The organism is Streptomyces sp. NPDC043685, assembly GCF_056436585.1.
This window is the reverse complement of the sequence record NZ_JBWKCH010000001.1, coordinates 680,481-700,203: the sequence shown is the minus strand read 5'-3', so window position 1 is coordinate 700,203 and position 19,723 is coordinate 680,481. Positions and strand designations below refer to the sequence as shown.

General features: G+C 70.9%; 16 protein-coding genes. 2 read left to right on the top strand and 14 right to left on the bottom strand.

All coding sequences use genetic code 11. From position 1 onward, the window contains the following. The first annotated feature begins 4 nt into the window (after window positions 1–4). Window positions 5–856: a transglutaminase family protein gene (locus AC0665_RS03305; protein WP_478704330.1), complete on the top strand. Its 852-nt coding sequence runs from the start codon at window positions 5–7 to the stop codon at window positions 854–856. A 55-nt stretch (window positions 857–911) separates the two neighbouring features. On the opposite strand, the gene AC0665_RS03300 is transcribed toward AC0665_RS03305, so the two are convergent. From AC0665_RS03300 to AC0665_RS03265, 8 genes are all read right to left on the bottom strand, one after another. After that, window positions 912–1,526 (bottom strand): response regulator transcription factor, encoded by a 615-nt coding sequence (locus AC0665_RS03300; RefSeq protein WP_363117109.1) that lies wholly within the window; start codon window positions 1,524–1,526, stop codon window positions 912–914. Further along, complete coding sequence (locus AC0665_RS03295; protein ID WP_478704329.1) at window positions 1,523–2,689, bottom strand: sensor histidine kinase; 1,167 nt, start codon at window positions 2,687–2,689, stop codon at window positions 1,523–1,525. Before AC0665_RS03295 ends, AC0665_RS03300 begins: the two co-directional genes overlap by 4 nt. Further along, on the bottom strand, window positions 2,686–3,426 hold the full coding sequence (locus tag AC0665_RS03290) for an ABC transporter permease (RefSeq protein WP_468407286.1): 741 nt from the start codon (window positions 3,424–3,426) through the stop codon (window positions 2,686–2,688). Before AC0665_RS03290 ends, AC0665_RS03295 begins: the two co-directional genes overlap by 4 nt. Continuing rightward, on the bottom strand, window positions 3,423–4,328 hold the full coding sequence (locus AC0665_RS03285) for an ABC transporter ATP-binding protein (protein WP_478704328.1): 906 nt from the start codon (window positions 4,326–4,328) through the stop codon (window positions 3,423–3,425). The genes AC0665_RS03290 and AC0665_RS03285 overlap by 4 nt, the downstream gene beginning before the upstream one ends. A gap of 144 nt (window positions 4,329–4,472) precedes the next feature. Continuing rightward, window positions 4,473–6,992, bottom strand: coding sequence for a hypothetical protein (locus tag AC0665_RS03280; RefSeq protein WP_478704327.1), 2,520 nt, complete (start codon window positions 6,990–6,992; stop codon window positions 4,473–4,475). Between the two features lie 156 nt (window positions 6,993–7,148). After that, on the bottom strand, window positions 7,149–7,559 hold the full coding sequence (locus tag AC0665_RS03275) for a DUF6113 family protein (protein ID WP_478604745.1): 411 nt from the start codon (window positions 7,557–7,559) through the stop codon (window positions 7,149–7,151). Beyond that, the gene (gene mshB, locus AC0665_RS03270; protein WP_478704326.1) at window positions 7,556–8,458 is read right to left on the bottom strand and encodes an N-acetyl-1-D-myo-inositol-2-amino-2-deoxy-alpha-D-glucopyranoside deacetylase; all 903 of its coding nucleotides are present in this window, start codon (window positions 8,456–8,458) and stop codon (window positions 7,556–7,558) included. The genes AC0665_RS03275 and mshB overlap by 4 nt, the downstream gene beginning before the upstream one ends. 28 nt (window positions 8,459–8,486) lie before the next feature. After that, complete coding sequence (locus AC0665_RS03265; RefSeq protein ID WP_031103282.1) at window positions 8,487–8,681, bottom strand: hypothetical protein; 195 nt, start codon at window positions 8,679–8,681, stop codon at window positions 8,487–8,489. 177 nt (window positions 8,682–8,858) lie between these two features. Here AC0665_RS03265 and AC0665_RS03260 point away from each other — a divergent pair, with 177 nt between their 5' ends. After that, window positions 8,859–10,982 (top strand): S9 family peptidase, encoded by a 2,124-nt coding sequence (locus AC0665_RS03260; protein WP_478604747.1) that lies wholly within the window; start codon window positions 8,859–8,861, stop codon window positions 10,980–10,982. Between the two features lie 221 nt (window positions 10,983–11,203). On the opposite strand, the gene AC0665_RS03255 is transcribed toward AC0665_RS03260, so the two are convergent. The 6 genes from AC0665_RS03255 to typA form a co-directional block, all read right to left on the bottom strand. Continuing rightward, window positions 11,204–12,352: an ABC transporter ATP-binding protein gene (locus tag AC0665_RS03255; RefSeq protein ID WP_363117101.1), complete on the bottom strand. Its 1,149-nt coding sequence runs from the start codon at window positions 12,350–12,352 to the stop codon at window positions 11,204–11,206. Beyond that, complete coding sequence (locus AC0665_RS03250; RefSeq protein ID WP_363117100.1) at window positions 12,345–13,403, bottom strand: ABC transporter ATP-binding protein; 1,059 nt, start codon at window positions 13,401–13,403, stop codon at window positions 12,345–12,347. Before AC0665_RS03250 ends, AC0665_RS03255 begins: the two co-directional genes overlap by 8 nt. An 11-nt stretch (window positions 13,404–13,414) precedes the next feature. Beyond that, window positions 13,415–14,383: an ABC transporter permease gene (locus AC0665_RS03245; protein WP_478604749.1), complete on the bottom strand. Its 969-nt coding sequence runs from the start codon at window positions 14,381–14,383 to the stop codon at window positions 13,415–13,417. Then, window positions 14,376–15,302: an ABC transporter permease gene (locus AC0665_RS03240; protein ID WP_363117098.1), complete on the bottom strand. Its 927-nt coding sequence runs from the start codon at window positions 15,300–15,302 to the stop codon at window positions 14,376–14,378. The genes AC0665_RS03245 and AC0665_RS03240 overlap by 8 nt, the downstream gene beginning before the upstream one ends. 145 nt (window positions 15,303–15,447) lie before the next feature. Continuing rightward, window positions 15,448–17,088: a peptide ABC transporter substrate-binding protein gene (locus AC0665_RS03235; protein WP_468407267.1), complete on the bottom strand. Its 1,641-nt coding sequence runs from the start codon at window positions 17,086–17,088 to the stop codon at window positions 15,448–15,450. A gap of 605 nt (window positions 17,089–17,693) precedes the next feature. After that, window positions 17,694–19,601, bottom strand: a complete 1,908-nt coding sequence (gene typA / locus AC0665_RS03230; protein WP_468407265.1) for a translational GTPase TypA — start codon at window positions 19,599–19,601, stop codon at window positions 17,694–17,696. Window positions 19,602–19,723 lie beyond the last annotated feature (122 nt).

Genomic DNA, 19,723 nt, shown 5'->3' with positions numbered 1-19,723 from the left:
AGCCATGCGTCCCCCGTTTCCCCCGCCCCCCGAGCGTTCCGCCGAGCTGCGGCGGCGGTTCGCCGAAGAGGCCCGCTCCGAGCGGCCCGACCTGTCGGCGCTGTGCCTGCTGGTGGGCGCCGTGGCGGACGGGGGGCTGGACGAGCCGGGCCTGGACGCCGCGCAGGTCGAACTGGACCGGCTGGCCGGGCTGCTGCCGTACAAGCCCGGCGGCCCGCGGGCCTGGGCGGTCGCCCTGCGGGAGCTGCTGGGCGAGCGGACGGGGTTCCACGGCACCCCCGCCGACTACCGGCGTCTGGAGTCCTCGCTGCTGCACGAGGTGCTTCGGCGGCGCAGGGGGCTGCCGATCCTGCTGTCCGTGGTGTGGATGGAGGTGGCGCGGCGGGCGGGCGCCCCGGTCCACGGGGTGGCCCTGCCGGGGCATTTCGTGGTCGGGTTCGGGACCGGCGAGGAGCAGGTGCTCGCGGACCCCTTCGACGGGGGCCGGGTGCTGAGCGGGCCCGACGCGGAGCTGCTGGTCGCCGGGGCCACGGGGGCGTCGCTGGAGGCGGCGATGCTGCGGCCGGCGGATCCGCTGGAGGTGGTGCTGCGGATCCTGAACAACGTGCGGGCGTGGGCCGCGGCCCGTCCCGAGCGGTCGGACGTGGCGCTCTGGGCGGTCGACCTGTCGCTGCTGTTGCCCTCGCACCCGGCCCGGTTGCGCTACGAGCGGGCGCAGTTGCTCGTCCAGCGGGGCGAGTTCCTCGGCGGTGCCTCGGAGTTGGAGGCCTACGCGGAGGTCGTCTCGGCGGTGGACCAGGGGGCTGCCGAGCGGGTGCGGGGAGAGGCCTTCGCGGCCAGGGCGATGCTCAACTGACGCCCTTCGCGGGAGGTTGTGCTCGGTCACGCAGTTCCGCGCGCCCCTGAGAGCTCTACAACCAGCCCTTCTCACGCGCTACCCGGACCGCCTCCGCCCGGTTTCTGACCGCCAGCTTCTGGATCGCCGTGGAGAGGTAGTTGCGGACCGTGCCCTGGGACAGGTGCAGGGCCGCTGCCAGTTCGGCGTTGGTGGAGCCGTCGGCGGCCGCCCGGAGGACCTCTCGCTCGCGGTCCGTCAGCGGGTTGGCGCCCTCCGCCAGGGCCGCCGCCGCGAGCGTGGGGTCGATGACACGTTCGCCGGTCAGGACCTTGCGGACGGCCTCGGCCAGTTGGGCGGCCGGCGCGTCCTTCACCAGGAAGGCGTCGGCGCCGGACTCCATGGCGCTGCGCAGGTAGCCGGGGCGTCCGAAGGTGGTGAGGATGACCAGCTTCACCGCCGGGAGTTCGGCGTGCAGACGGGCCGCGGCTTCTATGCCCGTCGCACCGGGCATCTCGATGTCCAGGAGGGCCACGTCCACGGCGTGCTCGCGGGCCGCCTGGAGGACCTCGTCGCCGCGGGCCACCTGGGCGACGACCTCGATGTCCTCCTCCAGGCCGAGCAGGGCGGCCAGGGCCTCGCGGACCATCGACTGGTCCTCGGCGAGCAGGACCTTGATCGTGCGGCTCATGCCGGGGATCCTACGTCCGCCGGTCCGGCCGTCGGCACCCGGGCGACCAGGCGGAAGCCGTGCTTGAGCGGGCCCGCCTCCAGAGTGCCCCCGGCCTTGGCGAGGCGTTCGGTGAGGCCGGTGAGGCCGTTGCCGTGGCCGGTGCCCTCGCCGCCCGAGCCGTCGTCCTCGACGGTGAGCTCCAGCACCGGGCCGTCGAGGGTCTGGCGGTGCAGCAGCCCGACCGCGCAGTGGCGGGCACCGCTGTGCCGTACGACGTTGGTGACGGCCTCGCGCAGCGCCCATGCCAGGGCGGTCTCGCTCTCCTCGGGTACGCCGGACAGGCCCGGCTCGGCGGGCAGTTCGGCGACGACCCCGGCGGCGGTCAGGGCCACCCGGGCACCGGCGAGTTCGGCCCCCAGCCGGGCGCGGCGGTAGCCGGTGACGGCCTCGCGGACGTCGACGAGGGCCTGGCGGCTGACCTGCTCGATGTCGGCGACCTGCTGGGCCGCCTTCTCGGGCTGCCCGGGCAGCATCCGCCCGGCCAGCTCGCTCTTGAGCGTGATCAGGGAGAGCGAGTGGCCGAGCAGGTCGTGCAGGTCCCTGGCCAGGCGCAGGCGCTCCTCGTTGGCGGCGAGCTGGGCGACGGTGGCGCGCGCCTCGCGCAGGGCGATGGTCGTGCGGACGAGTTCGCGCACGCCGGTCATGGCGAAGCCGCCGAGCAGGGCCGGGATGAGCAGTCCGCCCAGGTAGGAGTGGCCCTCCGGCACGGCGAAGGACACCGCGGTCAGCAGCGCGCAGGTGCCCGGGATCGTCCAGCGGGCCATGCGCGGCGGCAGGGCGGCGCCGGAGGCGATCGACACGTACACGAACAACACCAGCCACTCGCGGCCCAGGGTGAGGGCGAGGAGGGCGGACTGGGCCGCGAGGACCCCCAGCGAGCCGAGCACCAGGCCGTTGCGCTCGCCGCGCCCGGTGCGGAAGACCAGCAGCATGTACCAGGTGACGAAGGCGGCCAGGCCCAGCCAGCCGAGGATCCGCACGCCCGTGCTGTGGCCGCCGTGCAGCAGGTCGGTGACCGGTGCGCTCAGGTAGACCAGCCAGATGCCGGTCCACAGCGACTTCACCACCCGCTGCCTGCGGTTGACCGGGCGCTGCCCGATGCCGACGCCGACGTCGTTCACGCCTTCAGGGTGTCCTTCCGGTACAGCCAGGCCGCGCCGCCCGCGAACAGGACGAAGGACACCACGAGGATGGCGAGGTCCTGGACGTGCGGGGCGCGGCTCTGCTCGATGGCCTGTCCGAGGGCAGCGTACGCGTGCGTGGGCAGCCACTTGGCGATGGTCTGGAGCCAGTCCGGGAAGGTCGTCGTGGGCATCCACAGGCCGCCGAGCATGGACAGGCCGAAGTAGGTGATCATGGTGATCGGGCGGACCGCGTCCCCGCTGGCCAGATAGCCGAGGGCCACGCCGAGCGCGGCGAAGACGAGGCTGCCGGCCCAGATCGCGCCGGTGAGGGCGAGCCACTGCCAGGCGTCCAGGCGTACGCCCTTCACGGCCGCGGCGACGGCGAAGACGATGACGATGGACGGCAGGCTGACGACCGCGGCGCTCGCGGTCTTGGCGAGGACGTAGCCGCGGCCCGGCAACGTCGTCAGACGCAACTGCCGTACCCAGCCGCCCTCGCGCTCCTTGGCGATGCGCTCGCTGTTGCCCATGAGGACGGCGGTGAGGGCGCCGAAGGAGGCCATCGAGACCATCATGTAGGTCGGGAGGGTCAGGGCGCTGCCGGGGACTTTCGTGGTGCTGTCGGCGTTGCCCGCGATGATCAGGAACAGCACCGACGGGTAGATCACGGAGAAGAACAGGAACTTGCGGTTGCGCAGGGCGCGGAGGAGTTCCAGCTTGATCAGGCTGTTCACTTCGACCTCGCCTCCTCGGCGGTGGTGATGGCGACGAAGGCCTGCTCCAGGCCGAGTCCGGCGACTTCGAGGTTGCGGGGGTAGACGCCGAGGCCGTACAGCGCGTGGACGGTGGCGTCGGCGTCGGCGGACTGGATGCGCACGGTCCGGCCGGAGACCGTCAGGGAGGTCAGGAAGGGCAGGTCGCGCAGGGCGGCCTCGTCGACGGTGTCCGCGAGGTCGAAGGAGATGCGGCGGGCCCCCGCCTTGGCCTTGATCTCGGCGGCCGTGCCGTCGGCGAGGAGCCGGCCCCGGTGCAGCACCAGGACCCGGTCGGCGACGGCGTCGGCCTCTTCGAGGTAGTGGGTGGCGAACAGGACGGTCCGGCCCTGGTCGGCCTGTTCGCGCATGGTGGCCCAGAACGCCTGGCGGGTGGTGACGTCCATGCCGGTGGTGGGCTCGTCCAGGACGATGAGGTCGCTGTCCCCGGCGGTGGCCAGGGCGAAGCGGACGCGCTGGGCCTGGCCGCCGGAGAGCTTGTTGACCTTGCGGTCGGCTATCTGCGTGATGCCCGCGCGGGACAGGACCTCGGAGGGCCGGTACGCCTTCGGGTGCAGGTCGCAGGCGAGTTGCACGAGTTCGGCGACCGTGACCTCGTCCATGAGGCCGCCGCTCTGGAGCATGGCGCCCACGCGTCCGGCGACGATGGCCTCCCGGGGACCGGTGCCGAAGAGCCGGACCGTGCCGCTGTCGGGCTTCTTGAGGCCGAGGAGCAGGTCGAGGGTGGTGGACTTCCCGGCGCCGTTGGGGCCGAGCAGGGCGACGGTCCGGCCCGGGCCGAGGTCAAGGGTCAGTGCGTCCACGGCCCGGACGCTGCCGTATGCCTTGCTCACCCGGTCGAACGCGACGGCTGTCGTTGTCATGCGGACATCGTGGCTTCGCGGGCGTGGGCGGGGGCAGTGCCGGGTGTCCGGACTGCAGCATGACAGGTGTCATGCCGGCGGGGGTGACGGCGAGAGCCCCCGTCCTCACGGGGCGGGGGCTCTCGTGCGGCGGCCGGGCGGAGGTCAGTTCGGCTTGGTGTCGATGACTCCGACGCGCTCCGCGGGCGTCTTGCCGCGCAGGGCCTTGCGCAGCGCGGTGACGACGTCCTGCGGCGTGACGTCGCGCTTGCCGCTCGCGCCCTCGATCTGCACACCGTCGAAGGTCGCGCCGTACGCCTCCTTGAGCGCCTTGAGGTTGTACGTGTCCACGAGCTTGCCGTCGACGGCCTTGAAGCTGAGGATCTTCGGCAGCGACAGGGCGCCGAACGGGATGCTGTGCGCCGCGTCGGTCTGCACGATGGCCTTGGCCGACATCGCGGGCTCCGCGAAGTCCTTCAGGACCCGGTCCACCTCGGCGTTCGAGACGGTCGGCTGCCGCGTGGTGGTCGGCAGGTTCACCGTGCCGGCGGTGCCGGTCTCCACCTGGGTGCGGTACGCCTCCTCCACCGTCGTCGTCGCCTTGGCGAGGTCGACGCCCTTGCCCACCTTGCCGTACACGGGGACGGCCTTGCCGCCCTTGAACTCGATCGTGCCGTCGGTCGACGCGCCGGAGTCGCCCGCCGCCTCCTCCAGCGAGACGTGCAGCTTCTCCTCGTCGACGGGCATGACCGGCGTGACGACTCGGTGGTTGCCGAAGAGCGAGCCGATCACGGAGACCGGGTTGTAGTCGCTCTTGGCCGCCGCGTCGGCCGTGGCGTCCATGTCGAACTGCAGGCCCGCCTTGTCCGGGTCGAGGGCGACGGTCCTGCCGCCCACCGACAGCTTCAACGGCTTGCCCGCGTTGCCGTCGAAGGCCTCGTCGAGCTTCCTGACCGCGCCGTCGCGGGTGGTGCCGCCGATGTCGACGCCGAGCACGGTGGTGCCCTTGGGCACGTCGGTGCGGTTCATCAGCAGCCCGGCGCCGTAGACGCCACCGGCGGCCACGACCACGCCGACCGCGAGCAGCACGAGCTTGTTGCGGCCCTTTTTCTTGGGCGCCTTCGAGGAGCTCGCCGGGGGCGGGGAGACCGGCTCGGGCAGCTTCGGGGCGGCGTGGGGCACCGGGCCGTCGGCGGGTGCGCCGGGGCCGAACGGCGAGGCCGCACCAGGCGTCACGACGGGCATGCCGCTGGTGACGGTGTGCCCGGAGACGTTGTCGTGCCGGGGGCCGTAACCGGGGCCGTCCGACGGGTCGGGGGCGGGCTTCTGCGGGGTGAGGATGGCGGTGTCGTCGCTCATGCCGCCGCCGGGCACCCGGGCGCCGGGGGCGCCGCCCCGGGCGGCCGGACCCGCGGGGCCGCCAGGAGCTCCGGGCACGCCCGGGCCACCGGGGCCGCCGCCTATGGCTCCGGGCCCGGCGGGCGCGCCGGGGCCTCCCGGCCGGCCGGGGTCGTCGAAGGCCCCGGGGGCACCGGGCCGGCCCGGCTCACCGAAACCACCAGGGCCACCGGAGCGGCCCGGCTCGTCGAAGGCCTCGGGCGCGCCGGGCCGGCCCGGCTCACCGAAACCGCCGGGGGCGCCGGGAGCGCCCGGGGCGTTGTAGGCGCCCTGGCCGCCCGGCTCGGTGCCGAAGGGGCCGGGGGTGCCGGGGCCGCCCGGGGCGTGAAAGGCGTCGGGGCCACTCCCGCCACCGGGTGCGTCGAAGCCGCCCTGGCCGCCCGGGGGCACCATCGGGCCGTCGCCGGTGACCGGTCCGCCGGTCGGGCCGGCCGGGCCCCGGGATCCGGGCGTCTCACCGAAGCCGTCGGCGGCGCCGGGGCCGCCGTGCTGACCGTCGTAGCCGCCCTGCCCGTTCTCGGAGAAGTACGGCAGGTCGTCGCGGCGCGGTTCGCCGCCGCCCGGGGCGGGACGCGCGCCGTTGCCCCGCGGGCCAGCCGCCAGGGCCTCGGTCACGTCGAAGGAGCCGGTGCCGCCGCCGTGCCCGGGCGCGACGGGGCCGCCGGTCGCGCCGGCCGGGAGCCCGGCACCGTTCGTACCGCCGGACCGGGAGCCGCCCGGCGCGCTCATGGAGCCGACCACGCCTCCGGGCCGCCCGGCACCGGGCCGGGCCCCACCCGACGCACCGGCACCGGAGCCGGTGCCCGGCGCACCGGGGCCGCCCGGCGCCGGTGCGGAACCGCCCGGCAGTCCGGCCCCGTTGGTGGAACCGGCGCCCGGACCGCCCTTGCCGCCGCCGGACTTGCGGGGCGCGAACCAGTCGCTGGCCGGTTTGTCGTCGCCCGGCTGCGCGGGCTCGGCGGGAGGCTCGGCCGGGGCCGGGGACGGGGCGGTGTCCGGACCCGCCGACGCCTCACCGCGCGTGTCGGTGTCGGCCGGGCCCTCCGCCTCCGCGACGGGTTTGCGCACGACGACCGGCGGAATCGGCCGCGATCCGGGGATGTTGATCCGGATCCGGGTCGTCAGCGTGGTCTCGGTCTTGCGTTCCTCCGGCCGCGTGGCGGAACGGCCCGCGTCCGCACCGGCGTCGGAGACCGTCGGGGTCCCGTACGGCGGCGTACCCGACGGGTAGGCGGCTCCGCCGCGCCCGTTGGGCCCGGAGGACGGAGTGTCAGTTTCACGACTCAAGGCAGGTTCTCCCGGTTGGCTCCGCCGCCCGACACGACCTCACGCGGGCAGCTCGGCGGCGCGCACCACCATACTGGCCACTTCTCACCCGTATCCCGGGACCGCCGGGGAAACTCACACCGGACCCCCACGGGCATGTCCCGGCGAAGTGGTACGTCACTCGCCAAGTCGGACGTGGTCACCGTCCGGTTGCCGCCCCGGGCGAAGCGTGGCGCAGATCACAGCCACGGCGATGCCCCCGAGCAGGAAGAGATAGGAGCCGCTGCCCGCGGCGAAGAGAAAGTCGCCCTCGGGGCGGCTGGCGGTGAGCAGGATGACGGCCAGCATCCAGCCGGCCGCCACCGCGACGCCCCCCGACCTGCTCCGCAGGACGCGGGCGGCACCCAGGACGGCTCCGGCCTCGGCGGCGAGGGCGAGCAGCAGCCCGCCCGGGAACCACCCCGGCTGCACCAGCGCCCCGGCCGCGCTCACCAGGGCCCCGAGCACGAAGAGCCCGAGCAGGCCCCCGGCCCGCCCGGCGGTGGGCGGCCGCATCGGCTGGGCGAGCATCGGCGTCCGGTCGCTCATGAGGCCCCCTCGACACCGGCGAACAGGTCCGTCTCCCGCTCACCCGGGCCCTTCTCACCCCGCACCAGCTCGTAGTACTCGGTCGTGAGGATCGGCTGGGCGAGGTCGTTGGACAGCACGAAGTACGGCTCGGCGACGGTGATCTGGGTGGCGTGGGCGCGCATCGCGGCGGCCTTGGCGGCGGCGTGGGCGGTGCCGTCCACGACGGTGGTGATCCGCTCCTCGGCCACGACACCCGGGACGTCGTCGACCTCGGCCGCCTTGGTGAACGGCGTGCCGGGCAGGTCCTCCCGGAGCCGGGCGAAGGATTCCTCCACAACCGGCCGGGGGACCCGGTTCCAGTAGACCTTGGCGATCGGCAGGCCGGCCTCGGCGGACAGCTCGGCGGCGCGCATCGCGACGCGGTGGGCCTGGATGTGATCGGGATGGCCGTAGCCGCCGTTGTCGTCGTAGGTGACGAGGACCTGGGGGCGTACCTCGCGGATCACCTCGACGAGGTGCGCGGCGGCCTCGTCGACGTCGGCCCGCCAGAAGCAGGCGGGGTCGTCGTTGTCGGGCAGGCCCATCATCCCGGAGTCGCTGTAGCGCCCGGCGCCGCCGAGCAGGCGGACGTCCCGGACACCGAGCTCGGCCATGGCGGCGGCGAGCTCGCTGCGGCGGTGCTGGCCCAGGGCGGCGCCCGTCAGGTGCGCGAGCTCGGGCGGAATGACCTCACCGCGCTCGCCGAGGGTGCACGTGACCAGGGCGACGTGGGCACCCTCGGCCGCGTACCTGGCCATGGTGGCGCCGTTGTTGATCGACTCGTCGTCCGGGTGCGCGTGCACCAGCAGCAGACGCCTCGCGGAGCGAGGTGGGTATCCCCCCTGCTCGGAGAGCGTGGGGGAGGGCAGTTCCGTCATGGGACCACCCTACGAGGTCCCGGGGTGGTCAGAACTTGATGCTGCCGATCATGCCCGCGATGTTCGTCGTCAGCTCGTTGATCGTGGGAGCGACGGTCGAGGAGGCGAGGTAGAAGCCGAGCAGCATGCAGACGATCGCATGCCCCGCCTTCAGTCCCGACTTCTTGACGAGCAGGAAGACGATGATCGCCAGCAGCACCACCGCCGAAATCGAGAGTGCCACGGCGGCTCACCTCCAAAGATCCACGAGGGCGCGGGGGGTCGGACTATGGGGGCATCAAATCCGTACAGCAGCCAGCAGGTTCATACCCACTATGCGACATTGATCATAACTATCCGGCTGCGCGCATCGCTCGGCGCACAGCCGCACAAGGGGGCGCATGGCCAATATGGTCAGGGCATGACGACCGAGCCTCACTCCTTCCCCCGACGGCACGCCCGAACCCAGCGCTTCACGCTCGGCGCGCCGCGTTCCTTCACCGTGGCGCCCGACGGTTCGCGTGTCGTGTTCCTGCGCTCCGCTTCCGGTACGGACCGGGCGAATTCGCTCTGGGTCCTCGACCTGGAGGAGGGCGGGGAGCGCGTCGCCGCCGACCCGCGCGCCCTGCTGGGCGGTGCCTCGGAGAACCTCTCGCCCGAGGAGCGGGCCCGGCGCGAACGCAGCCGTGAGGGCGGGGCCGGCATCGTCGGGTACGCCACCGACACGGCCGTCGAATTGGCCTCTTTCGCCTTGTCAGGGCGGCTTTTCACGGCCGAGCTGCGGGCCGGGACGGCGCGTGAGCTGCCCGCGCCCGGGCCGGTCATCGACCCGCGTCCGTCGCCCGACGGGCGGCACGTCGCGTATGTCGCGCGGGGTGCGCTGCGGGTGGTGGGAGCCGAGGGCGAGGGCGACCGGGCGCTCGCCGAGCCGGAGTCGGAGAACGTCTCGTACGGTCTGGCGGAGTTCATCGCGGCGGAGGAGATGGGGCGTTCGCGCGGCTTCTGGTGGGCTCCGGAGTCGGACCGGCTGCTCATGGCGCGCGTGGACGACACGCCGGTGCGGCGGTGGTGGATCGCCGACCCCGCCCATCCGGAGCGGGAGCCGCAGCGGGTGCCGTATCCGGCGGCGGGCACCGCCAACGCGGAGGTGCGGCTGTTCGTGATCGGGCTGGACGGAGTGCGCACGGAGGTCGCCTGGGACCGGGCGCGGTACCCGTATCTGGCGCATGTCCACTGGTCAGCGGCGGGCGCGCCGCTGCTGCTCGTCCAGGCGCGCGACCAGCGCAGCCAGTTGATCCTGGCCGTGGACCCGGACACGGGCGCGACCCGGATGGTGCACGCCGACGAGGATCTAACATGGCTGGAACTTTTCCCCGGAGTGCCGTGCTGGAGCCCGTCCGGGCAGCTGGTGCGGATCGCCGACGAGGGGGGTGCGCGGGTGCTGGCGGTCGGGGAACGGCCGCTCACCACAGCGCAGTTGCACGTCAGGGCCGTGCTGGACGTCTCCGAGCACGACGTGCTGGTCTCCGCGTCGGCGGGAGCGGAGGCCGGTGAGCCGGAGACGGGCCAGGTGCACGTGTACCGGGTGAACGAGCTGGGCGTGGAGCGGGTGTCGCAGGAGCCGGGGGTGCACGCGGCGGTGCGGGCCGGGGAGGTGACGGTCCTGGTCTCGGCGACGCTGAACCGGCCAGGTTCGCGGGTGCAGGTCCTGCGCGACGGGAAATCGACCACGACTGTCCCGTCGTACGCCGAGGATCCCGGTTTGTCCCCCCGCGTGACGCTCACCGAGGGGGGCGCACGCCGCGTCCCGTGCGCCGTGCTTATGCCTCGGGACTACGACGGTGACACCCCCCTGCCGGTGCTCATGGACCCGTACGGGGGCCCGCACGGGCAGCGGGTGGTCGCCGCGCACAACGCCCACCTGACGTCGCAGTGGTTCGCGGACCAGGGTTTCGCGGTGATCGTCGCGGACGGCCGCGGCACACCGGGCCGCTCCCCCGCCTGGGAGAAGGCGATCCACCAGGACTTCACGCTGTCGCTCGACGACCAGGTGGAGGCGCTGGAGGACCTCGCCAAGCGCCACCCCCTCGACCTCTCCCGGGTCGCGATCCGCGGCTGGTCCTACGGCGGCTGGCTCGCGGGCCTGGCGGTCCTGCGCCGCCCGGACGTCTTCCACGCGGGCATCGCGGGCGCGCCGGTGACGGACTGGTCCCTGTACGACACTCACTACACCGAGCGCTACCTGGGCACGCCGGCGGAACACCCTGCGGCCTACGCCAAGAGCTCCCTGGTCACCGCGGAGGGCCTGTCCTCCCCGGCCGAGCCGCACCGGCCCCTGATGGTCGTGCACGGCCTCGCCGACGACAACGTGGTGGTCGCCCACGCCCTGCGCCTGTCCTCGGCGCTGCTGGCCGCCGGCCGCCCCCACGAGGTGCTGCCGCTGTCCGGCGTCACCCACATGACCCCGCAGGAACAGGTCGCCGAGAACCTGCTCCTGCTCCAGGTCGACTTCCTGAAGCGCTCCCTGGGCATCACGGCCCCCTGAGCACGGCAACGGGCCGGGACGCCTCTCGGCGCCCCGGCCCGCTCACGGCACCCGCACGGCCGTACGCTGACCAGCCTGACGCGTCCGTATATCGGAACCGGGTCAGCGAAGTTGCTTGCGTGTTAACGCAGTTGGCGGGGTGACCGCGACGGCCGCAGGGCCGGGCCTGACAACGGCATTTCCCGGCACCCCTGGGGGTGCCGGGAAATGAGGAGGCCGGGTCAGGCCGCGTGGACCACGTCCTTCTCCTCCGCGAAGTGGCAGGCCGACTCGTGGGCCGCCGGGGTGTCCGTGCCCTGGAAACGCTCCGGGATGGCCAGGAGGGGGACCTCCTGGGCGCACTTGTCCTGAGCCTTCCAGCAGCGGGTGCGGAAGCGGCAGCCCGAGGGCGGGTTGGCCGGGGACGGGACGTCACCGGTGAGGATGATCCGCTCGCGGCCCTCGCGGGACTCCGGGTCGGGGACCGGGACGGCCGACAGCAGCGCCTGGGTGTAGGGGTGCGTCGGATGGTCGTAGATCTCCGTGTCCGACCCGATCTCGGCCATCTTGCCGAGGTACATCACACCCACGCGGTCCGAGATGTGCCGGACGATCGACAGGTCGTGCGCGATGAAGAGATACGAGAGGTTGAACTCGTTCTGCAGCTTCTCCATCAGGTTGATGACCTGCGCCTGGACGGACACGTCCAGCGCGGAGACCGGCTCGTCGCAGATGATGATCTCGGGGTTCAGGGCCAGGCCGCGGGCGATGCCGATGCGCTGGCGCTGACCGCCCGAGAACTGGTGCGGGTAGCGGTTGATGTACTCGGGGTTGAGGCCGACCACGTCCAGGAGGTCCTGGACCTTGCGGCGGCGGTCGCCCTTCGGCGCCACCTCGGGGTGGATCTCGAAGGTCTCCCCGATGATGTCACCCACCGTCATACGGGGGTTGAGCGAGGTGTACGGGTCCTGGAACACCATCTGGATGTTCCGGCGGACCGCCTTCAGCGCGCGCCCGGACAGCTTGGTGATGTCCTGGCCCTTGTAGAAGATCTCGCCCGCGGTCGCCTTCTCCAGCATCATCAGCAGCTTGGCGACCGTGGACTTGCCACAGCCGGACTCGCCCACGATGCCGAGCGTCTCGCCCTGGTAGAGGTCGAAGGAGACCCCGTCCACGGCCTTGACCGCGCCGATCTGACGCTTGAACAGGATGCCCTGGGTCAGCGGGAAGTGCTTGACCAGGTTGCGCACCTGAAGGATCGGCTCACCGCGCTCGACCGGCGCCTCGATGGCGGCCACGGCCTCCTCGTCGGTGGCGGCGTCGACCGTCTCCACCTCGGTGACGTTGGGGGTGGCGTCCATGGACTCGTCCTTCTTGCCCAGCTCAGCCATGGATCGTCTCCTTCCAGAAGTGGCACGCGCTGCCGCGGCCGACCAGCTCGCCGCCGTCCCGCTCGGTGACCGGGTGCAGCGGCGGGACGTCCGTGCGGCAGATGTCCTGCGCCATGGGGCAGCGCGGGTTGAAGGCGCAGCCGGACGGGATACGCGTCAGGTTGGGCGGCAGGCCCTTGATCGCGTACAGGTCCTGGCCCTTCTGGTCCAGGCGCGGGATCGACTCGAGCAGACCCTTGGTGTAGGGGTGCGCGGGCCGCTTGTACAGCTCGTGCACGGGCGCGGTCTCGACGATCCGGCCCGCGTACATCACGGCGATCTTGTCCGCGACGTCGGCGACCACGCCGAGGTCGTGGGTGATCAGGATCAGGCCCATGTTGTACTCGCGCTGGAGTTCCGCGAGCAGGTCCATGACCTGGGCCTGGACCGTCACGTCGAGGGCCGTGGTCGGCTCGTCGGCGATGATCAGGTCCGGCTCCAGGGCGAGCGCCATCGCGATCATGATGCGCTGGCGCATACCGCCGGAGAACTGGTGCGGGTAGTCGCCGACGCGCTCCTTGGCGGCCGGGATCTTCACGCGGTCCATCAGCTCGATGGCCCTGGCCTTGGCGTCCTTCTTGCTCAGGCCCTGGTGGACGCGGAACATCTCGCCGAGCTGGTAGCCGACGGACAGCACGGGGTTCAGCGCGGACAGCGCGTCCTGGAAGATCATGGCGATCTTCCGGCCCCGGATCTTGCGCCGGGCGTCGCCCGACATGGTGAGCATGTCCTCGCCCCGGTACAGGATCTGACCCTGCGGGATCCGCCCGGGCGGCATGTCGAGGATGCCCATGATCGCCTGGGCGGTCACGGACTTGCCGGAGCCGGACTCACCGAGCACGGCGAGGGTCTCGCCGGAGTTCACGGTGTAGTTGACGCCGTTGACGGCCTTGGCCACGCCGTCACGGGTGTGGAACTCGACGTGCAGGTCGCGCACTTCGAGCAGGGGGACGTCACCCTCGGCCGCGCCGCGCGGCTCGGGGACGTTCCGGGTTTTGTCGATGGTGGTCACGTACGCCCTCCTCAGCGCAGCTTCGGGTCAAGGGCGTCGCGGACCGCGTCGCCGAGCATGATGAACGCGAAGACCGTGAGGCTGAGCATGCCCGCGGGGAACAGCAGCGTGTGCGGGTTGTCCCGGATCACCTTGCTGCCCTCGGAGATGTCGATGCCCCACGAGATCGTCGGGTCACTGAGGCCGAGACCGAGGAACGACAGCGTCGCCTCGGCCGAGATGTAACCGCCGAGGGCGATCGTGGCCACGACGATGGTCGGCGCGACGGCGTTCGGCATCACGTGGCGGAACAGGATCCGCGTGGTGCCGGCGCCCAGCGCCCGGGCCGCCGTCACGTAGTCCGCCTGCTTGGCCGTGATCACCGAGCTGCGCATGACGCGGGCGATCGAGGTCCAGCCGAGGAAGGCCAGGGCCAGGATGACCACGTAGACCTTGCGCTCGGTGAAGGCGTTCAGGACGACCATCGTGCCGAGCAGGAACGGCAGGCCGAAGAAGATGTCGACGACCCGGGAGATCACCGAGTCGACCCAGCCGCCGAAGTAGCCGGCCAGCATGCCGAGCAGGCCGCCGAGCAGCGTGACGGCCGCGGTGACGCAGACGCCGACGAGGATCGAGGCACGGGTGCCGTGGATGACACGCGAGTAGATCGAGCGGCCCTGCTGGTCGTAGCCGAACCAGTCGGCCTGGAAGAAGTGCCCCAGCTCCGGCTTGCCCAGGTAGTGGTGGACCAGGTCGCCGTCGCGCGGGTCGACGCTGGTGAACATGCCGGGGAACGCGGCGATCACGAGCAGCAGGACCAGCAGCACCGAGGAGATCCAGAACATGGGCCGGTGGCGCAGGTCGTACCAGGCGTCGCCCCACAGGGAGCGGGGCTTCTCGCTCTTCTGCGTGCTCTCCTTGCCGGGTGCGTCGACGGCCGGCGGGGCGATGGCGTCCACGGCCGCGGCGTCGGTGGTCTGGGCCTTGGTCACGTCAGGCATACCGGATCCTCGGGTCCAGGACCGCGTACAGCAGGTCGATGAGCAGGTTGATCAGGAGGATGACGAGGACGAGGACCGTCACCACACCCGTGACCGTCGAGCCCTCGCTCGTCTGGATCGCCCTGTACAGGAGGTTGCCGACACCCTGGATGTTGAAGATGCCCTCGGTGATGACCGCGCCGCCGATGAAGCCGCCGACGTCGGTGCCGACGAAGGTGACCACCGGGATCAGCGAGTTGCGCAGCAGGTGGACACCGATGATGCGGCGCCGGGGCAGGCCCTTGGCGAGCGCGGTCCGCATGTAGTCGGCCCGCAGGTTCTCGGCGAAGGTCGTCCGGGTCAGCCGGGCCACGTAGGCCATCGACAGCATGGCCAGGACGAACGCCGGCAGGAACAACTGCGCGTAGTCCGTGGAGTCCTGGACGTTGGGCGGCAGCCAGCCGAGTTCGTCGGCGAAGATGAACCGGGCGATGAAGCCCAGCACGAACACGGGGATGGAGATCACCGTCAGGGTGAAGACCAGCACGCCGGTGTCGGCGGCCTTGCCGGCCCGCAGACCGGCCCACGCGCCCAGGCCGACACCGATGATGATCTCGATGGTGATGGCCAGCAGCGTCAGCCGCAGGGTGACCGGGAAGGCCTCGGCCATGAGGTCGACGACCGGGCGGCCCGCGAGGTTGTTGCCGAAGTCTCCCTTGAGGAGATTCAGCATGTAGTGGAAGTACTGCTCGAGGACGGGCTTGTCGAAGCCGTACTCGCGCTTGATCTGCGCGATCTGTGCGGGATCGGGAGCCTTGTCCCCGTAGATGGCCCGGACCGGGTCGCCCGGAAGAATGTGGACCATCAAGAAGATCAACAGAGTTGTCCCGATGAAGATCGGGATCATCTGGAGCAGTCGCCTGGCGGCGTAGCGCCCCATCTTGCGCCTCCATGCCGTGAGGGGTCGGCGAGGCCTGCGCACTCATCTACCGCAGGTCGGGGGGTGAGGTGGAGGCCTGTGCCTACGGACCGGCGCCGCCGCTCCCCTTGTGCGGGAGGGGCGGCACCGGTCTGCGGTTGTCTGGTTACTTCTGCTTGACCTGGATCTCGTCGAAGATCGGGTCACCGTCCTGGCCGTAAGGGATCTTGCCCAGGATGTGCTTGGACTGACCACTGTTGACCTTGTAGAACCAGAGCGGGATGCCCGGCATGTCCTTCACCAGGAGCTGCTCCGCCTCCTGGTACTTCTTCACGGTCTCGTCGATGGAGCTCGCCTTGTCGGCCTCGGAGCTCAGCTTGTCGAACTCCTTGTTGGAGTAGCCGCTGACGTTGCCGGCCGCCGTGGTGCCGTACAGGTCACGCATGAAGTTCGAGTTGACCGGGTAGTCCAGCACCCAGCCACTGCGGTAGAAGGACTTGACCTGGTGCTTGTCGCGGGCGTCCAGGTCGGCCTGGAAGGTCGGCTTCGGGGCGCCGGTGCACTCGACGCCGGTGGACTTGCGGATCGAGTTGCAGACCGCGTCGACCCAGGGCTTGTGGTCCTGGTCGGCGTTGTACTGGATCGAGATCTTGTTGCCCGGGACGCCGCCACCCTCCTGGATGAGCTTCTTGGCCTGGGCCGGGTCGAACTTGACGATGTCGCCGAGCACGCCCTTCTTGTAGCCGAGCACGCCCGGAGCGACGAAGGAGTCGGCCGGGGTGCGGGTGCCCTGGAGGACGGTCTTGGTGATCGTCCCGCGGTCGATCGCCATGGACAGACCCTGGATGACCTTGGGGTCGATGTCCTTGAACTGCTTACCGTAGAAGGCCGGGACGATCGTCTGGATGGCCGAGTACGGCTGGTCGATCGCGCGGTCGCCGAGGTCCGACTTGTAGTTCGTCAGCGCGGTGGTCGGGACCTGCTCGATCCAGTCCACGTTGTCCGAGCGCAGGTCCGAGTACGCGGCGTCGGCGGTCGTGTAGTTCTTGAAGTCGATGCCGCCGTTCTTGGCGACGTTCGGGCCCTTGTAGCCCGCGAACTTGCGGACCTTGATGAGCTTGTTGTGCTCCCAGGACACGAACTTGTACGGGCCGTTGCCGACCGGCTTCTCGCCGAAGCCCTTCGGGTCCTTGAAGAAGGCCTCGGGAAGCGGCGCCCACACGTCGTAGCCCAGCTTGTACGCGAAGTACGAGACCGGCTGCGACAGCTTGATCGTGAAGGTGTTCTCGTCGACGACCTTCAGACCCGACATCTTGTCGGCCTTCGGGTCACCCTTCTCCGGGTGCACGTCCTCGAAGCCGACGATGTCGGAGAACCAGCTGGAGTTGGTCTGGTTGTTCTTGATGTTGGCGGACCAGTTCCAGGAGTCCACGTAGGACTTCGCGGTGACCGGGGTGCCGTCGTGGAACTTCCAGCCCGGCTTGAGCTTGACGGTCCACTCCGACGAGTCCTTGTTCGGCGTGACCGACTCGGCGTTGATGTACTCCAGCTTGCCGGTGCCGGGCTCGTAGTCGACCAGGCCGGCGAAGACCGTGCGCAGCACGCGGCTGCCCTGGCTCTCCTTGGCGTTGGCCGGCTGGAGCGGGTTCTGGGGCTCGCTCAGCTGCGCAGTGACGATGCCGTTCGGGTCGGCCTTCCCCTTGTTCATGTCGTCGCCGGCACTGTCGTCGCCGCCGCCGCAGGCGGTGGCGGCCAGGGCGACGACTATCGCCCCCGCGACCCACTTGGCGCTCTTGGCACCGCGCATGGGTTCCTCCTATGAAGTCATTGGTTCACCGCGAAGGGAGCACACGACACATCACGGCCCCCGCCCGTCGCCGGTGCCGGAATTCGTCGAGTGCCCCCGCGCTCGTGAGTCGCGCCGCTATCGGCTACTGACCCGTACATCCGAGCTCTACGCGCCTAACTATCTGCCAAACACCAAGACCGAACCACACTCTCGAGGTCTCGGTTCGATCACAGCTCTCGCCTACATCTTCCAAAATCCGGACAAAGGGTTTGGTGAAAGATCCCTGCGAAACGGACTTGTTACACATCTATCGGTGTCGGCTGTCCGCATTCCGGACGCGAGAGTGAGATAAACCGCTTGCGACGTACCGTGGGTCCCGTGCAGGGTGCCACCGGAGTCTGTCGCGCGCTCAAGAAGCTTGTGCGGCAAGGCCGTTGCGCGTTCCCCTGGGTCGGGGAGGCGTGGCGCTTTTGGAGCAGGGTAGTGGGAGAAAACCGCCCCTGACGGCCGTCACCGGCAAATCGAGGGTTTTCCCTACCCCTTTCCTTCGCGTTCCCCCTCCTTTACGCAACGGCACCGGGCACCCCGCCCATGCGGGGTGCCCGGTGCCGTCGGAAGGGGCGTCAGCCGTGCTTGGCGCGGCTCGCGGCGCGGGCGCGCTCGCGGGCGTCCAGGTTCACCTTGCGGATGCGCACGGCCTCCGGGGTGACCTCCACGCACTCGTCGTCACGGCAGAACTCCAGGGACTGCTCCAGCGACAGCTTGCGCGGCGGGACGATCGCCTCGAAGGAGTCGGCCGAGGAGGACCGCATGTTCGTGAGCTTCTTCTCCTTGGTGATGTTCACGTCCATGTCGTCGGAGCGCGAGTTCTCGCCGACGATCATGCCCTCGTACACCTCGGTGCCGGGGTCCACGAAGAGCACGCCGCGCTCCTGGAGGTTGGTCATCGCGAAGGCGGTGACCGCACCGGCGCGGTCGGCGACCAGCGAGCCGTTGTTACGGGTCTGGAGCGTGCCGAACCAGGGCTCGAAGCCCTCGTGGATGGAGTGGCCGATGCCGGTGCCGCGGGTCTGGGTCAGGAACTCGGTACGGAAGCCGATGAGACCGCGCGAGGGCACCACGAACTCCATGCGGACCCAGCCGGAGCCGTGGTTCGACATGTTGTCCATGCGGCCCTTGCGGACGCCCATGAGCTGCGTGACCGCGCCCATGTGCTCCTCGGGCACGTCGATCGTCATGCGCTCGACCGGCTCGTACGTCTTGCCGTCGACCTCCTTGGTGACGACCTGCGGCTTGCCGATGGTCAGCTCGAAGCCCTCGCGGCGCATCTGCTCGACCAGGATGGCCAGCGCCAGCTCACCACGGCCCTGCACCTCCCAGGCGTCCGGCCGCTCGGTGTCCAGCACCCGGAGGCTGACGTTACCGATCAGCTCGCGGTCGAGGCGGTCCTTGACCTGGCGGGCGGTGACCTTGCGGTCCTTGACGGCCGCCTTGTTGTCGGCGCCCTTGCCGGTGGCGCCACGGCCGACCAGCGGAGAGGTGTTGGTGCCGATGACCATGGAGATCGCGGGCTCGTCGACCGTGATCAGCGGCAGCGCGACCGGGTTCTCCGGGTCGGCCAGCGTCTCGCCGATCATGATGTCCGGGATACCGGCGACCGCGCAGATGTCACCGGGGCCGGCCATCTCCGCCGGCTTGCGGGTGAGCGCCTCGGTCATCATCAGCTCGGAGATGCGGACGTTGCTGACGGACCCGTCGCGCTTCATCCACGCGACCGTCTGGCCCTTGCGCAGCTCGCCCTGCTCGACGCGCAGCAGCGCGATACGGCCGAGGAAGTTGTCGGCGTCCAGGTTGGTGACGTGGGCCTGGAGCGGGGCGGTCTCGTCGTAGGTCGGGGCCGGGATGTGCTCCAGGATCGTGGAGAAGAACGGCTCCAGGCTGGTGGAGTCGGCGGGGACCGTGCCGTCGTCCGGCTTGGTCAGCGAGGCGATGCCGTCGCGGCCGCAGGCGTAGACGATCGGGAACTCGATCTGCTCCTCGTCGGCGTCCAGGTCGAGGAAGAGGTCGTAGGTCTCGTTGACCACCTCGTCGATCCGGGAGTCCGGGCGGTCCGTCTTGTTGATGCACAGGATGACGGGCAGCCGCTGCTGGAGCGCCTTGCGCAGCACGAAGCGGGTCTGCGGCAGCGGGCCCTCGGAGGCGTCCACGAGCAGCACGACGCCGTCCACCATCGACAGACCGCGCTCGACCTCGCCGCCGAAGTCGGCGTGGCCGGGGGTGTCGATGATGTTGATGGTGATGGGCTCCCCGCCGTCCTTGGGGTGATACTTCACCGCCGTGTTCTTGGCGAGGATCGTGATGCCCTTCTCACGCTCCAGGTCGTTCGAGTCCATCATGCGGTCGTCGACGCCTTCGAGCTGGTGGGCGGCGAAGGCACCCGCCTGCTTCAGCATGCCGTCGACGATGGTGGTCTTGCCGTGGTCGACGTGGGCGACGATAGCGACGTTGCGGATGTCGTGGCGCGTGGCCATATTGCGGCGTACTCCCGGAGTGTGAGGAATGCCCTGCGCGGACGTCTGCGGTGCGCGGGCCCTGCCGGGCTCAACATGCCACGGCCACTGCCCATGGTACGGGGCTCCGGCCGTAGGGGTTA

Bases quoted from the DNA above. Each gene is read 5' to 3' on its own strand.
- AC0665_RS03305 (WP_478704330.1), top strand. From the start codon at position 5: ATGCGTCCCCCGTTTCCCCCGCCCCCCGAGCGTTCCGCCGAGCTGCGG.
- AC0665_RS03300 (WP_363117109.1), bottom strand. From the start codon at position 1,526: ATGAGCCGCACGATCAAGGTCCTGCTCGCCGAGGACCAGTCGATGGTC.
- AC0665_RS03285 (WP_478704328.1), bottom strand. From the start codon at position 4,328: ATGACAACGACAGCCGTCGCGTTCGACCGGGTGAGCAAGGCATACGGC.
- AC0665_RS03275 (WP_478604745.1), bottom strand. From the start codon at position 7,559: ATGAGCGACCGGACGCCGATGCTCGCCCAGCCGATGCGGCCGCCCACC.
- mshB (WP_478704326.1), bottom strand. From the start codon at position 8,458: ATGACGGAACTGCCCTCCCCCACGCTCTCCGAGCAGGGGGGATACCCA.
- AC0665_RS03260 (WP_478604747.1), top strand. From the start codon at position 8,859: ATGACGACCGAGCCTCACTCCTTCCCCCGACGGCACGCCCGAACCCAG.
- AC0665_RS03255 (WP_363117101.1), bottom strand. From the start codon at position 12,352: ATGGCTGAGCTGGGCAAGAAGGACGAGTCCATGGACGCCACCCCCAAC.
- AC0665_RS03245 (WP_478604749.1), bottom strand. From the start codon at position 14,383: ATGCCTGACGTGACCAAGGCCCAGACCACCGACGCCGCGGCCGTGGAC.
- AC0665_RS03240 (WP_363117098.1), bottom strand. From the start codon at position 15,302: ATGGGGCGCTACGCCGCCAGGCGACTGCTCCAGATGATCCCGATCTTC.
- AC0665_RS03235 (WP_468407267.1), bottom strand. From the start codon at position 17,088: ATGCGCGGTGCCAAGAGCGCCAAGTGGGTCGCGGGGGCGATAGTCGTC.
- typA (WP_468407265.1), bottom strand. From the start codon at position 19,601: ATGGCCACGCGCCACGACATCCGCAACGTCGCTATCGTCGCCCACGTC.